Origin of the sequence: Flavobacterium ginsengisoli, assembly GCF_029625315.1 — a bacterium.
Lineage (GTDB): Bacteria > Bacteroidota > Bacteroidia > Flavobacteriales > Flavobacteriaceae > Flavobacterium > Flavobacterium ginsengisoli.
The window spans coordinates 99618-114070 of the sequence record NZ_CP121110.1 but is presented as its reverse complement, the minus strand read 5'-3'; the positions used below and the strand labels follow the sequence as shown (position 1 = coordinate 114070).

Sequence of the window (14453 nt, the reverse complement as noted above, 5' to 3'; positions counted from 1 at the left end):
AACCCAAAATTACAGGCATAAAAACAGATAACCTTACGGTTTTCCACATTGTATGAAAAAATTAACAACATTAACAGAAGCCAAAAACCTTAAGTAATTGTTCTGCAAAACATTGCCAAAATACACTTTAACGAAAATTTGTAAAAGAAAATACTAGATTCTTGCTCAAATTCACCGCAAAAAAGATCTAAAAAACATATTTCTTGTCCTAGATTAAGTCTCTTTTTATAAAACCCTGCCTACATTTGCAAGTAACTCCAATTAAATAGTGACCAAATTGGTTAATAAGATATTTTGGAGCCAAAAAACTTAGTATCTTAGAAACTTAGAAGCTACAAAAATGAAAATGCTACAATTTTTATTACTCGGAAAAAATGAAGCTATTTTAGCCATTTTACTTCGTCTTGTTAATGCAGATGAAAACTGGAATGCAATTGCTTTTAATGACGAAAAAGAAGCACAAGAATACTTTCAGAATCATAAAATAGATATCGTGCTTTTGAGTTCGGCAATTGAAGATCATGTTGAAAAAGAATTTACTTCTTTCTGCCTAAAAAACCAGCCAGATGTAGAAGTAATCGAGCATTTTGGAGGCGGAAGCGGTTTATTAAAATCTGAAATTCTGCATCGATTGCATTTGAAAGGAAAGCTTTAAATTTGTGTTACAAAGCCCTTAAAAAATGGAAAAAACATATTCTGTAGTATTCTACTCAAAACCAGTTGTTGATAGTGTCAAAAAAATGAAAGATTTACTGAAAAGTAAAATCGAATGGTACAACAGCTGTAATTCTGAAGCGCATATTACGATTTGTGAATTTAAAATTGAGGAATCTCAACTCGATTCTATAAGGCAAAAGCTAATTAAAATCTGTGATACTTTTACGCCTTCTCAAGTATATTTAGATCATTTTGGTTCTTATGAAAATGCTGGAGCTTTTTTTATTGCTCCAAACGAAGAATCTAAAAACAATTTAAAGCCCATAATGAAAAAGATTCACGAAACACTGAAATCTTTACAGCTCAAAAAAAGTGATGATCCGCATATGTCAATCGGACGAAGATTAACACCCGAAAATCTTAAAATTGCTTTTGAACTTTTTACCACAATTGCTCTTCAATTTGAATGCAACGAAATTGTTCTAAGGGAATTTGATCCCAAAGTAAAACAGTTTTTTGTGATTGATGCTATTCCTTTTGGAAGCAATCCAGAACCTGAATTTGTACAAGGAAGTTTGTTTTAACCGCAAAGAACGCAAAGAATTTAAAACTTCTAAACACTATGTTTGTCATTTCGACGAAGGAGAAATCTTCGCGAGTAGCTCTACAAAGATTGTCGATTTAGATTACGGAGTTTCTTACGAAGATTTCTCCTTCGTCGAAATGACAAAATTATACGCTAAACTTTGTCAAAGTTTCAAACTTTGACAAAGTTCTAACGAAACTTGAAACTTTAAACCTAAAACAAACTAAAACCAATCTTTATATTTTTCGTATATTTGAATTTCGCAATTCATCACGATATGAAATCCTTAGATTCCTTTTACCAAGATATTACCGAAGGTTCAACTGTTGATCCCACTTCATTATTACCAAACGACATTCAAAAAGAAATAGGCCACTTTAATGTCTTTGATATAAAGGAACTTTTGGAACGCATGAAAGGAAAACCTGGAATGCCTTATGACAGAAGAGCTTATTACAAAATAAGTTTAATTAGAGGACACAATAAAGCAGAATATGCCGATAAAGTAATCGAAATCGAAAAACAAGGATTGTTATTTGCAACTCCAAAAATTCCGTACAATTATTTACCGCAAGACACCAATCAAGGCGGACAGTTTTGTGTTTTCACAAGTGAATTTTTATCTAAAAACAAAAGCGGAATCGATCTGGATGAACTTCCAATTTTCGCTTCAGACGGATATCCAATTTTTCAGCTTTCTGACGACGAAGTTGAAGAAGTTAGTTTGATTTTCAATAAAATACAAAAAGAAATTAATTCTGATTATATTTACAAATACGATTTAATTCGAAATTATGTTGCAGAATTAATTCATTTCGGACAAAAATTACAACCTATTACAGCATTATATTCTAAGCACAATTCAGCAACTAGAGTTTCTTCTTTATTTGCAGAATTGTTGGAAAGACAATTCCCAATTGAATCGCCAAATCAGCGATTAGAATTGAGGACAGCGAAAGATTTTGCGGAGCGGTTATCTGTTCATGTGAATCATTTAAATAAGGTTTTAAAGGAAAACACCGGAAAAACCACTACCGAATTAATTAGTAACCGACTAACAAACGAAGCCAAAATACTCTTAAAACAAACCGATTGGAATATTTCTGAAATTGCTTATTCACTTGGTTTTGAAGAATTAGCGCATTTCTCAAATTTCTTTAAAAAACAAACTACTTATACGCCGATTGCTTTTAGGAGTTAGTTTTTTTGTTTCAAGTTTCAAGTTTCAGGTTTCAGGTTTCAGGTTTTACGAGTCGCAACCATACTGTTTGTCATCCCGAGGAACGAGGGATCTCCGCAAGAAACTCCACAAAGTTTTGGAATTTGGATTTTCTAAAAATTGGATTTTACTACTCGTGATTTGAATTTCGCAAACATCGGTTTGATATTTACAACTCCCCAGATCTACTTCGCTCCTACCTTTGTCTCATCAAATTAAAAGATCGAAAAAATGAATTTATCAAACAACAAAATCTTAATAACTGGCGGTGCAAGCGGTATCGGACTTGGACTTGCAGAACGATTCATTCAAGAAAACAATACTGTAATTATTTGTGGAAGAAGAGCTTCTCTCTTAGCAGAAGTAAAAGAAAAATTTCCAACTGTTATTACCAAGGTATGCGATTTATCTTTAGAAGAAGAACGCATTGCACTTTACGATTGGATCAAAGAAAATCATCCTGATTTAAATGTTTTAGTTAACAATGCAGGAATCCAAAACTGGATGTCGATAACTGATGCTGATTTTTATGAAAACATGAAAAATGAGCTTACTACTAATATTGAAGCGCCTTTACATTTAACTTCATTATTCATTCAGTTGCCATCGCTAAAAACCGTAATGAATACAACTTCTGGACTGGCATTTTCTCCTTTTGCAAAAGTTCCTGTTTATTCGGCTACAAAAGCATTTTTCCGTTCGTTTACGCTTTCTCTTCGTCATTTATTAAAAGAGAAAAATATTGAAGTAATCGAAATTATTCCACCAGCCTTAAACACAGATTTAGGCGGAATCGGACTTCACGACTCACATCCAAGTGTAAGCAGTTTTATTGAATCGATTTTCGAGCAATTGAAAGAAGGAAAACAAGAACTTACTTTCGGAACAAGTGAAACAAGATTAAACGCAAGCGCAGAAGAGTTGAGAAATCATTTTAATGCAATGCATAAATAATTATGAATTATGAGTTATGAATTGTATATCACAAATACAAGAAACATTTCATAACTCATAATTCAAAACTCATAACTCATAATTACAAAAATATGGCAGTAAATACAAAAATAGCTCTAGTTACAGGCGGTAGCAGAGGTTTAGGAAAAAATATGGCAATTGCGATTGCAAAAAAAGGACTTGACGTAATTATCACTTACAATAGCAAAAAAGAAGAAGCAGATTTAGTTGTAAAAGAAATTGAAAGTCTGGGGCAAAAAGTCGCTTCATTGCAATTAAATGTTGCTGAATCAAGCACTTTTGATGCTTTCTTTAAAGAAGTAGAAGCAACACTAAAAAACACTTTTAAAACAGATAAATTTGACTTTTTAGTAAACAACGCCGGAATCGGAATTCACAATTCTTTCATTGGAACAACTGAGGCAGAATTTGATCAATTGACTAACATTCAATTTAAAGGTCCATTTTTCTTAACTCAAAAAGGACTTAACGTAATGAACGACGGCGGCGGAATTGTAAATATTTCAACTGGTTTAGCAAGATTTTCATTCCCTGGTTATGCGGCATACGCTTCTATGAAAGGCGCAATGGAAACTTTAACTAAATATCAGGCAAAAGAATTAGGAGCTAGAAAAATTAGAGCCAATATAGTTGCGCCTGGCGCCATTGAAACTGATTTTGGCGGCGGAGTAGTTCGCGACAATGAACAAATGAATCAGCAAATTGCTTCGGTAACCGCTTTAGGAAGAGTTGGTCTTCCTGATGATATCGGTGGCGTTGTTGCCTTTTTATGTACCGAAGAAGCTCGCTGGGTAAATGCTCAAAGAATCGAGGTTTCTGGAGGGATGATGTTGTAAGGAGGTTTCAAGTTTCAGGTTTCAAGTTTAACCGCAAAGAACGCTAGGGATTACGCAAGGTTCGCAAGGTTTTTACGTAAAGCTTTGCGAACTTTGCGTTTATATAACATAAATCTTGGAAAAACCTTGCGCACTTTGCGGTTAAAACACACAAAGAATATCAACTTGAAACTTCAAACTTGAAACCTGAAACAAAAAAACACAAAACAAAACCCGACAAGCTTAAAAAACTTATCGGGTTTGCCATTTCAATAATATTTGAATTAGTAAGGTCTTCTTAATTCTTCTCTATGGAGACATCAAAACCTCCATCTTTATCAAAAACAACATCATAAAATTTAGCATCTTTTGTTACGCCAACTTCGTAAGTTGTTTTGTTTTTATCATCTACTACTTTAGCAATTTCTAAAATTGCTTTCGCTTTGTAATTCTTTTTCAAATAAGACTGTGCTTGTACAGGAAGATCTCTAAATGCAATCTGCAATTCAAAAGCTTTCATGTTACCTAAATTATCATAAATCGCAACCGCTTTTGTTGTATTATTTACATTATATCGTGCTTCAAATCTAATTTCATCTGCATCATCTCCAACATATTCTTCAGACCAAACTGGTACTTTTCCTGGATATTCTTTCTCAAAAGCTAATCTAACTTCTTCTGGAGGAGTGATTGCTTTTTTCATATTGGTTCCTTCTTGTGCAATTAAAAAACTACTGCATAAAAAAGTAAAAAGTAAAAGCACGTTTTTCATAGTTTCAATTTTTTAATTAAACTTAAACAACGTATTAAAATTAACACTTTTTTTATTACAATAACAAGAAGAAAATATCATTTTACAAAAAAATAAACTCCTTTAAAGTTGAGCTTAAATCGTGTCTACAATTCAAGCTTTTTTAATCGATCTGTTAGTTCTCTTTTATAAGTAATTCCGATTGGAATTCTTTCGTTTTTAATAACAACAAAATCTTTTTCTGTCGCATCAATTTTATCTAAAGCAACAATGTAAGATTTATGAATACGCATAAAACTCTTTTCTGGCAGGCATTTTTCGAACTCTGTTGTGGTAATAGAAGCCAGATAAGTTCTTTTGGTTGTGTGAAGTTTTACATAATTACCAAAACTCTGCGCGTATAAAAGCTGATCTAATTCAATATCCATCAAATAACCATCTACTTTTACACTTACCGAATTTACGGTTTCTTCTGCCTTTTGTTTTACACTTTCGGTCGCAAAAAAACGGTCAATTGCTTTTAGAAATCTTGGAAAATAAATGGGCTTCAGCAAATAATCAATTACACCGTAATCGTAACTTTCAAGCGCAAATTCAGAATATGCTGTAGTTAAAATAGTTTTAGGATGCGTTGGAAGAATTTTAAGCAATTCCATTCCCGAAATTTCAGGCATATTGATATCCAGAAACATTAAATCGACTGGATTTTCTCTGAGATAATTCATCGCTTCAATGCCGTTATATCCCTGAAAAACCAATTCCAATTGCGGATTCTGTTTGATATAATTCGCTAAAACATAATGCGCAGCGGGCTCATCATCTACAATAATGCATCTTTTTGTTTCTCTCATCCTACAAACTTTTTAAGCTGTATTTCTAAATCTACAATATAAGTCTGTTTATCGTCCTTAACATCTAATTTATAGTCTTTTCCATAAATTAAATTTAAACGTTCAATGGTATTTTTTAAACCTATTTTAGTTGAAACCACATCATTTTTCTTCGGAATTGAATTGGCAACATGAAGATGTAATAATCCGTTTTCAACAGAAATCGTGATTTTTACAAAGCAATTTTCAATAGCACAAGTTCCGTGTTTAAAAGCATTTTCGATAAATGCAATTAACAGCATCGGAGAAATTTTATAAGTGTATTCAATATCTACTTTGCTTTCAAAATGTATGTCACATCTATAACCAACACGTTCTTTTTCAAGCTGAACATAACTGTTTATAAACTCCAATTCGTCTTCTAAAGATACGCATTGTTTGCTATTACTTTCTAACTGATAACGCATTAACTGCGAAACCTTCATAATCAAATCTGGCGTTCTGTCTGGAAACTGAAGACTGATTCCGTACAGCGTATTAAATGTATTAAACAAAAAATGCGGATTTAATTGCCCTTTCAATGAATTTAATTGCATTTGATTGAACAATAAAGCCGCATCGGTTTGTTTTCTGTGAATACGATAAAACTTAAAAACAATAATCGGACTCAGAATGCAGACCAAAGTTCCCAAAACACTAGCCAATTGGTACGCATAACTTCTCTGATGCGAGTTTTGGTATAAATGGCAATTGGCAAACATATCCATTTTTGTAATTTCATACAAAATGACAGAAAATACAAAAACTCCAAATAGCGTTAAAATGATATACGTAAAAGGTTTATTTGCTTTAAATAAAATCGGAAGGAGAAAAAAACGATTAAATTGGGCATGCATGTACAAAATGCAATAAAAAAACACACCCATTGCAATCGAAATGAAAGAACTAAATAACATCCAATCATTTTTTAGGGTATATATTGTAAATGAAAAAAGGACAACGGCAACCTCCTGCCACCATTTGTTATCCAGTATGTTATCAATTCTTTTGTTCATTCTTAATTTTGAAATAGTTTACAAAGTACGAACAATTATTTAATTATTTTTTTCAAAAAATGACCAATTCAATTCGTCATTTACTAGTGCAGTACATCACTTAACCTGACTTTTATCAGTACAAGAGAAATAAATTTGTTGCATCAAAAAACATTTCTATTCACACCTTGAGTTTATGTATTTCAAAAAAATTACCTTATTATTTTTATTGATTTTTGCCTCAATCGGTTATGCTCAAACCCTGTCTTTAAAAGAAGCAATAAAGGTAGGTCTTGAAAACTACGGTTCTATCCGAGCAAAAAACAATTACACCAATGCATCAAAAGAGACTCTAAAACAATCTCGTCGTGATTACCTGCCAAACCTTAACTTATCGGCACAGCAGGATTACGGAACCGTAAACGGACAAAATGGACCGTTGTATGGTTTTGGAGGTTTAGGAGTTGCTTCATCAGGACTTCCGTTACCAGAGCAAAACTGGAACTCGGCTTTTGGCGCGCTTTATTTAGTCAACATGAACTGGGATTTTTTCACTTTCGGAAAAACACAGGAAAAAATCAATTTATCTAAAATTGATGTTCAGGCTAAAGAAAAAGATTTACAGCAGGAAAAATTCCAGCAGGAAATCAAAATTTCGGTTGCTTATCTAAATCTATTGGCAAGCCAAAGATTAGTGATTTCGCGACAAAAAACTTAGATCGTGCAGAAGTTTTCAAAAAGACTGCTGCAGCGAGAGTTAAAAACGGATTATTGGCAGGAGTAGATTCTACTTTGGCTACTGCAGAAGTTTCTAAAGCTAAAATCGCTTTAAATCTTGCTAGAAACTTCGTTAAAGAACAAAACAACAAATTGGTCGATTTAATGGGCGTTGCACCTCAGGATTTCGTTACAGACACTTTATTTGTAACTCAGATCCCAAAGGAATTAGTAACAAAAGAAGTTACTACAGACAGTCTTCACCCTTTATTACAATTCTACAAAACAAAAATCGATTACAGCAACCAGCAGGTTAAATTGTATAAGAGATTTTATTATCCGACAATGAGTGCTTTTGGAGTTTTACAAACCAGAGCTTCAGGATTTGATAACTCTTACGCGACCAATCAAAATGCTTTTACAAGAAATTATTGGGATGGCGTAAATCCAGATCGTACCAATTATTTAATTGGAGTTGGAATCACGTGGAATTTAACCACTCCATTCCGATCAAGCAAACAAGTAAGTGCTCAGAAATTTGTTTCTCAAGCCATGCAGGAAGAATACAATCAAGCAGATAGAGAATTAAAATCACAGCTGAATTTTGCCGAAGATAAAATCAAAATTACTTTGGAAAACTATGCTGAAGCTCCGATTCAGGTTGATGCTCGCAAAAAGAGCTTATGTCCAAAAATCGACTTTATACAAAAACGGTTTAACTGATTTGACAGATTTAACACAAACAATGTATGTTTTAAATCGTGCTGAAATCGATCGAGATATTGTCAATAATAATGTGTGGCAATCGTACTTACTAAAAGTCGTCGCAACAGGAAATTTTGACTTATTTATAAATGAATTTTAATTATAAATCCTAATGAATTTAATACGTTTTGCACTCCGCAAACCCATTTCCATTTTAGTATTGGTTGCGGGTCTATTTTTCTTCGGAATTGGTGCCATCAAAGACATTAAGGTAGACATTCTGCCAAAAATGAATTTGCCTGTTATCTATATTGCGCATCCGTTTGGAGGTTATACGCCAGACCAAATGGAGGCTTATTTTGCCAAAAACTACGTAAACGTTTTACCTTTCTCGAATGGTATCAAATCGGTAGAAACCAAAAATATTCAGGGGTTAATGATTATGAAATTAACCTATTATGAAGGAACCAATATGGCTCAGGCGGCTGCCGAGTTAAGTGCGCTTTCGAACAGAATCCAAGCGGCTTTTCCTCCGGGAACACAGCCTCCGTTTATCATTCGTTTTGATGCTTCTTCACTTCCAATTGGACAATTGGTTTTGAGCAGTAAAATACGTTCAAACAACGAATTACAGGATTTAGCCAACGTTTATGTTCGTGCTTCATTTACTGCAATTCCAGGTTTATTATCTCCAGCACCTTTTGGAGGAAGCCCAAGAACTATTGAGGTAAACGTTGATCCAGATTTATTGCGTTCTCATAATATGACGCCAGACCAGATTGTTGACGCGATTCGTTTGAACAACCAAACGGCTCCTTCTGGAAACGTACGTATGGGCGACAAAAACTATATTACGCCAACAAATAATACGATTAAAGAAGTTAAAGATTTTGAACAGATTCCGTTATTTAAAGGCGGTGTTCAGAACTTAAAATTAGGCGATGTTGCCTCTGTAAAAGACGGTGCCGATATTACAGCAGGTTACGCTTTAGTAAACGGAAAACGTTCGGTTTACATTAGTATCGCAAAAGCGGGAGACGCTTCGACTTGGGATGTGGTTCAGAAATTGAAAAAAGAACTTCCAAAAATTCAAAGCACACTTCCTGAAGATGTAAACATTACGTACGAATTTGACCAATCGGTTTATGTAATTAACTCGGTTAAAAGTTTGATTACTGAGGGAATTATTGGTGCGGTTCTAACGGGATTAATGGTTTTATTATTCTTGGGTGACCGTCGTGCAAGCATTAATCGTAATTATGACGATTCCGATTTCGATTATTTCTGGAGTTTTATTTCTGAAATTATTCGGACAGACAATTAACTTAATGTCTCTATCAGGATTGGCATTGGCGATTGGTATTTTGGTGGATGAAAGTACCGTAACCATCGAAAATATTCACCAGCATCTCGACATGGGAAAACCAAAAGCACTCGCCATTTGGGATGCCTGTCAGGAAATTGCGTTGCCTAAATTATTGATCTTACTTTGTATTCTAGCCGTATTTGCACCAGCATTTACAATGGTTGGTATTCCGGGAGCGTTGTTCTTGCCTTTGGCTTTAGCGATTGGTTTCTCAATGGTTATTTCATTCTTATTATCTCAAACTTTTGTACCTGTAATGGCCAACTGGATGATGAAAGGACATGAAAAACATGCACACGGACCAGAAATTACAGATGATGAAGCTGAATTTAATGACAGCGGTATAACGCCAGAATCGGAGCAAAATCTAATCACTCAGAAAAAGGATTATGTAGAAAGAGCAGATACTAATAACAACGGAAAAATTAGTGCTTTCGAACGTTTCAAGATTCGTTTCATGCGAACTTTAGACCGTCTGTTTGTTCACAAAAAAATAACGACTGTCACCTATTTGGTTGGAGCAACACTTTTAGCAATTCTGTTCATTAATTTCATCGGAAAAGATGTTTTCCCGAGAACCAATTCTAGTCAGTTTCAGTTGAGAATGCGTGCCATTGACGGAACGCGTTTGGAAAGAACCGAAGAACAAGCCAGAATTGTTTTAAAGGAATTGGAGAAAATGGTCGGCAAAGATCATATCGGAATCACATCTGTATATGTTGGTCAGCACCCTTCTCTATTCTCGATCAACCCGATTTATTTATTCATGGCTGGTTCTCACGAAGCGGTTTTCCAAGTGAGTTTGAAAGACTATCATGAAGACATGGACGATTTTAAAGATGAGTTTAGAGCAAGACTTAAAAAAGTGCTTCCGGATACTAAACTCTCTTTTGAGCCAATCGAATTGACAGATAAAGTTTTAAGCCAAGGTTCTCCTACTCCAATTGAGATTCGAGTTGCCGGAAAAGACAAAAAGAAAAACGAATTATACGCGACTCAAATTGTAGACAAGTTAAAAGCGATTTCGTATTTCAGAGACGTACAAATCGGACAGCCAATTCATTATCCAGCAATGAATATTGATATTGACAGAACTCGTGCTGCCGAATTAGGAGTTGATATGAATGATATTTCGCGTTCATTGGTGGCTTCAACCTCATCTTCTCGTTATACCGAAAAAAATAACTGGGTCGACGAAAAAGCAGGATTATCATATTCTGTTCAGGTTCAGGTTCCTTTAAATAAAATGAAAAGCAAAACCGATATTGGAGAAATTCGGTATTGAAAAACTCGCTTCGTCCTGTTTTAAGTGACGTTGCTAAAATTACACCAGGCTTTGTAAGCGGTGAAAATGATAACTTAGGGGCTATGCCATACATTACCGTTACAGCAAACATCTATAAAACCGATTTGGGGACGGCTTCTAAAGATGTGAGCAAAACAATCAGTTCATTAGGCGAATTACCTCGTGGTTTATTTGTTACGCCAATTGGACTAAGTACTGTATTGACCGAAACATTAAGTAGTTTACAAACAGGATTATTGGTTGCCGTATTCGTAATCTTCTTAATGTTGGCCGCTAATTTCCAATCGTTCAAAGTTTCTTTAGTAATCTTAACAACGGTTCCTGCGGTAGTTTTAGGATCGTTATTAATGCTTACTTTAACTGGCTCAACATTAAACTTACAATCTTACATGGGAATCATCATGTCGGTTGGAGTTTCTATTGCCAACGCCGTACTTTTGGTCACGAATGCCGAACAGCTTCGAAAAATAAACGGCAATGCCTTAGAATCTGCTCGTGAAGCTGCTGCGTTGCGTCTTCGTCCAATTATCATGACATCTGTTGCGATGATTATGGGTATGTTGCCAATGGCAATTGGACATGGCGAAGGAGGCGATCAAGTTTCTCCGTTAGGAAGAGCGGTTATCGGTGGATTATTATTTTCTACTTTTGCCGTATTATTAATCCTTCCGCAGATATTTGCATGGGCACAAGAAAAAACATCAACACAATCTGTTTCTTTAGATCCTGAGGACGAAGAAAGCATCCATTATATTTCATCTTTAAAACCAAAAAATGAACACTAAAATTATAAAATATAGCCCGCTGTTTCTAGCAGCAGTATTTTTCCTGAACAGCTGTAATTCTAAAAAAGAAGAAACAGTTAAAGCAGAAATAGAACCTAAAGTTGAAACTTTCCTTTTATCGAAAGAAAAACTAACAACAGAATTGCGTTTGCCAGCTGAATTAACCGGTTTTCAACAAGTTGATTTGTATGCAAAAGTGAGCAGTTTCGTAAAAACTTTAAAAGTTGATATTGGAACGAAAGTAAAAAAAGGACAGCTTTTAATTGTTTTAGAAGCGCCAGAAATAAGCTCGCAAGTAGCAGCGGCCGAATCTAGATTAAAATCTATGGAAGCCATTTACGCAACGAGCAAAAGCACTTACAACCGTTTGTATGAAACAAGCAAAGTAGAAGGAACGATTTCTAAAAACGATTTAGAAATGGCAAGCGGTAAAAAGAATTCTGATTACGCACAATATCAAGCGGCAATTGCGACTCACAAAGAAATCTCGATCATGAGAGGTTACTTAGAAATCCGTGCGCCTTTTGATGGTGTTGTAGCGGCTAGAAATGTCAATTTAGGAACATTTGTTGGCCCAGCAGGAAAAGGTTCAGATCTGCCTTTATTGACGATTCAAGAGCAAAGCAAATTACGTTTGGCGGTTTCTGTTCCAGAATTGTACACAGGATATTTACACCCAGGCGACGAAATGAGTTTTAATGTAAAATCGCCGCCAGATACTTTTACAGCAAAAATTACCAGAATGTCTGGCGCTTTAGATTTAAAACTGCGTTCTGAAAGAGTCGAAATGGACGTTCATAACACCAAAGGAAATTTATTACCTGGAATGGTTGCCGAAGTTTTATTACCGCTTAACGCGAAAGACAGCACATTTGTAGTACCAAAATCTGCCGTAGTAAGTTCTGCAGAAGGAATATATGTGGTAAAAGTAGTAAACCACAAAGCAACAAGAGTTGACATTAAAAAAGGAAGAGAAATCGAAGATAAAATTGAAATTTTCGGCGATTTGACTCCAAACGATAAACTGGTAAAAATTGCCAGCGAAGAAACTAAGGAAGGCGATGTCATAAACGAATAACCTGCGTTTAGTCTTCAATTTAGTGATTACCAAAAACTGTACGCATTCTTAGGAATGCAAATTTAAAAATTTGCCTAAAAGGGCAGTTCTTCTTTTATTGGAGGGACTGTCCTTTTTTTGATCTAATAATTTTAGGTAAAAGTACTTGGTTAAAGGAATTAGTAAATTGATACTTTTGATAAAAAGATCTCAACAATACTAATAAATCAAACAATGCCAAAAGAAAGCTTTCTTTTTAATTAAAAATAAAAATTATGACAATAACCTCTAGTGAATATGGCTTTCCAATTTTTATAAGCTCGACTGATTACAATTTGATAGACCTTAGAGCAGAATTAGCCCAATATCTTACTGATCTAGGCTATAAACCCATTTTAAGCTCATCTGATGGTTTTCATGATAATTCTCCAGAACTAGAACCTTGGGAATCCTGTCTTCAAGTTCTTCAATCAACATACGTAATGGTTTTAGTCATTGATGGTAAATACGGAGAAAAATTTGAATGGAAAAATTTTGCTTCAATAATTGGAGAAAGAAATGTTTCGCCAACTCATGCAGAGTACTTATTTGCTCACAAAACTAAAATGAGAATGTTAGTTTTTATTCGAAAGGAATTGATGACTTATTATCAAATTTATCGGACTACTTTAAAAAATTTAAAAGGAGATAAAGAAAAAGTGAAAGAAAATTTATCCTTATCATTGCCGAAGCATATTGCTTTTGAAACATTAGAGTTCATTCAGGAAGTGAAAACTTCTTCTCCTATTCCTTGGATTAAACAATTTGAAAACGTTACAGAAATCAAACGAGAAATTCAGAAGAAAATGCTTAACGAACTAGCTGAATTATTCTTATTTAAGAATAAACATCTAGAATCTGTTATAAGAATTTTTTCTACGATACTTTATGATCTACCAGAAAACAAAAGAAAAGAAACTTTAGAAAAAATTGGTACAACAAAAGAGCTTATTGTTGAAATAGAAACTCAAACAAAGTTAATATCAGATCTTAAAAAAGAAAAAGACAAACTACAAATTCAACTAACAAAAACGTCTGAAGATCTTGAAAAAGCACAAAATAATAAAGATAAGCAAACAATTGGATTACAGGAAAAAGTTAAAAATCTAACGAAGGAACTTGGAAATATTGGTACAAGAATTATAAGCCATGAAATAAATAATGCTAATTATTTAATTACAGGCACAACAACTCCTTATTCCTCTTCTCTTGAATTATTAAAAACTCCCACAGATACTATTACTGGGATTACTAATGGAATTTATTTATCATCTTTAGGACTAAACCCTTCATACACAATACCAAAAGTTTGCGATAAATGCAAAACAAATACTTCTCTTACCAATTCAATAGTTTTAAACACTTTAAAAACTTGCCCTAGTTGTTCTAAAAAACTATGTGAAAATTGTTTTAATGGTACAGGAACAATTAGTTTTGGGGCAATTTACACCGAATGTGCTGACTGCAGAAATAATAATGGTCTTATTTTGAAAGGAACGAAAATAAAATAACTTTTCGCTAGTATAAGCGTATCGCTGGTGAACGCAAAGAGTCAAAAACAATCTTAAGAAAAAACCTCGATCTTAAAAAAATCGAGGTTTCTACATTTTA

Annotated in this window: 13 protein-coding genes and 1 pseudogene; 11 read left to right on the top strand and 3 right to left on the bottom strand. The window is 34.1% G+C overall.

Annotated features, from left to right (window positions below; all coding sequences use genetic code 11):
• Positions 1–340: 340 nt before the first annotated feature.
• The 5 genes from P5P87_RS00535 to P5P87_RS00515 all read left to right on the top strand — a co-directional run bounded on the left by P5P87_RS00535 (position 341) and on the right by P5P87_RS00515 (position 4273).
• Positions 341–655 (top strand): response regulator, encoded by a 315-nt coding sequence (locus P5P87_RS00535; protein ID WP_278021140.1) that lies wholly within the window; start codon positions 341–343, stop codon positions 653–655.
• A 25-nt stretch (positions 656–680) separates the two neighbouring features.
• Complete coding sequence (locus P5P87_RS00530) at positions 681–1241, top strand: 2'-5' RNA ligase family protein (RefSeq protein ID WP_278021139.1); 561 nt, start codon at positions 681–683, stop codon at positions 1239–1241.
• A gap of 279 nt (positions 1242–1520) precedes the next feature.
• The gene (locus P5P87_RS00525) at positions 1521–2444 is read left to right on the top strand and encodes a helix-turn-helix domain-containing protein (protein ID WP_278021138.1); all 924 of its coding nucleotides are present in this window, start codon (positions 1521–1523) and stop codon (positions 2442–2444) included.
• 249 nt (positions 2445–2693) lie between these two features.
• Entirely contained in the window at positions 2694–3416 is a 723-nt protein-coding gene (locus P5P87_RS00520) for an SDR family oxidoreductase (RefSeq protein ID WP_278021137.1), read from the top strand.
• Positions 3417–3508: 92 nt separating this feature from the next.
• Positions 3509–4273, top strand: coding sequence for an SDR family NAD(P)-dependent oxidoreductase (locus P5P87_RS00515; protein WP_278021136.1), 765 nt, complete (start codon positions 3509–3511; stop codon positions 4271–4273).
• A gap of 277 nt (positions 4274–4550) precedes the next feature.
• Here the strand turns inward: P5P87_RS00515 and P5P87_RS00510 are convergent, their stop codons facing one another.
• The 3 genes from P5P87_RS00510 to P5P87_RS00500 form a co-directional block, all read right to left on the bottom strand.
• A complete protein-coding gene (locus P5P87_RS00510) occupies positions 4551–5024 on the bottom strand; it encodes a hypothetical protein (RefSeq protein ID WP_278021135.1) in 474 nt (157 codons plus the stop codon).
• Positions 5025–5149: 125 nt separating this feature from the next.
• The gene (locus tag P5P87_RS00505) at positions 5150–5854 is read right to left on the bottom strand and encodes a LytR/AlgR family response regulator transcription factor (RefSeq protein ID WP_111377136.1); all 705 of its coding nucleotides are present in this window, start codon (positions 5852–5854) and stop codon (positions 5150–5152) included.
• Positions 5851–6888, bottom strand: a complete 1038-nt coding sequence (locus P5P87_RS00500; RefSeq protein WP_278021134.1) for a sensor histidine kinase — start codon at positions 6886–6888, stop codon at positions 5851–5853. The genes P5P87_RS00505 and P5P87_RS00500 overlap by 4 nt, the downstream gene beginning before the upstream one ends.
• 175 nt (positions 6889–7063) lie before the next feature.
• Here P5P87_RS00500 and P5P87_RS00495 point away from each other — a divergent pair, with 175 nt between their 5' ends.
• From P5P87_RS00495 to P5P87_RS00470, 6 genes and pseudogenes are all read left to right on the top strand, one after another.
• Complete coding sequence (locus P5P87_RS00495; RefSeq protein ID WP_278021133.1) at positions 7064–7585, top strand: TolC family protein; 522 nt, start codon at positions 7064–7066, stop codon at positions 7583–7585.
• 53 nt (positions 7586–7638) lie between these two features.
• Positions 7639–8307: a TolC family protein gene (locus P5P87_RS00490; RefSeq protein WP_278021132.1), complete on the top strand. Its 669-nt coding sequence runs from the start codon at positions 7639–7641 to the stop codon at positions 8305–8307.
• A complete protein-coding gene (locus P5P87_RS00485; RefSeq protein WP_278022849.1) occupies positions 8249–8449 on the top strand; it encodes a hypothetical protein in 201 nt (66 codons plus the stop codon). Before P5P87_RS00490 ends, P5P87_RS00485 begins: the two co-directional genes overlap by 59 nt.
• A 12-nt stretch (positions 8450–8461) precedes the next feature.
• Positions 8462–11746 (top strand): annotated as a pseudogene (locus P5P87_RS00480) (efflux RND transporter permease subunit).
• Positions 11736–12824, top strand: coding sequence for an efflux RND transporter periplasmic adaptor subunit (locus P5P87_RS00475; RefSeq protein ID WP_278021131.1), 1089 nt, complete (start codon positions 11736–11738; stop codon positions 12822–12824). The pseudogene P5P87_RS00480 and the gene P5P87_RS00475 overlap by 11 nt, the downstream one beginning before the upstream one ends.
• Positions 12825–13078: 254 nt before the next feature.
• Positions 13079–14353: a DUF4062 domain-containing protein gene (locus tag P5P87_RS00470; protein WP_278021130.1), complete on the top strand. Its 1275-nt coding sequence runs from the start codon at positions 13079–13081 to the stop codon at positions 14351–14353.
• Positions 14354–14453: the final 100 nt, after the last annotated feature.

Bases quoted from the DNA above. Each gene is read 5' to 3' on its own strand.
- P5P87_RS00515 (WP_278021136.1), top strand. From the start codon at position 3,509: ATGGCAGTAAATACAAAAATAGCTCTAGTTACAGGCGGTAGCAGAGGT.
- P5P87_RS00505 (WP_111377136.1), bottom strand. From the start codon at position 5,854: ATGAGAGAAACAAAAAGATGCATTATTGTAGATGATGAGCCCGCTGCG.
- P5P87_RS00495 (WP_278021133.1), top strand. From the start codon at position 7,064: ATGTATTTCAAAAAAATTACCTTATTATTTTTATTGATTTTTGCCTCA.
- P5P87_RS00520 (WP_278021137.1), top strand. From the start codon at position 2,694: ATGAATTTATCAAACAACAAAATCTTAATAACTGGCGGTGCAAGCGGT.
- P5P87_RS00485 (WP_278022849.1), top strand. From the start codon at position 8,249: ATGCTCGCAAAAAGAGCTTATGTCCAAAAATCGACTTTATACAAAAAC.
- P5P87_RS00535 (WP_278021140.1), top strand. From the start codon at position 341: ATGAAAATGCTACAATTTTTATTACTCGGAAAAAATGAAGCTATTTTA.
- P5P87_RS00530 (WP_278021139.1), top strand. From the start codon at position 681: ATGGAAAAAACATATTCTGTAGTATTCTACTCAAAACCAGTTGTTGAT.
- P5P87_RS00475 (WP_278021131.1), top strand. From the start codon at position 11,736: ATGAACACTAAAATTATAAAATATAGCCCGCTGTTTCTAGCAGCAGTA.
- P5P87_RS00510 (WP_278021135.1), bottom strand. From the start codon at position 5,024: ATGAAAAACGTGCTTTTACTTTTTACTTTTTTATGCAGTAGTTTTTTA.
- P5P87_RS00500 (WP_278021134.1), bottom strand. From the start codon at position 6,888: ATGAACAAAAGAATTGATAACATACTGGATAACAAATGGTGGCAGGAG.
- P5P87_RS00525 (WP_278021138.1), top strand. From the start codon at position 1,521: ATGAAATCCTTAGATTCCTTTTACCAAGATATTACCGAAGGTTCAACT.
- P5P87_RS00470 (WP_278021130.1), top strand. From the start codon at position 13,079: ATGACAATAACCTCTAGTGAATATGGCTTTCCAATTTTTATAAGCTCG.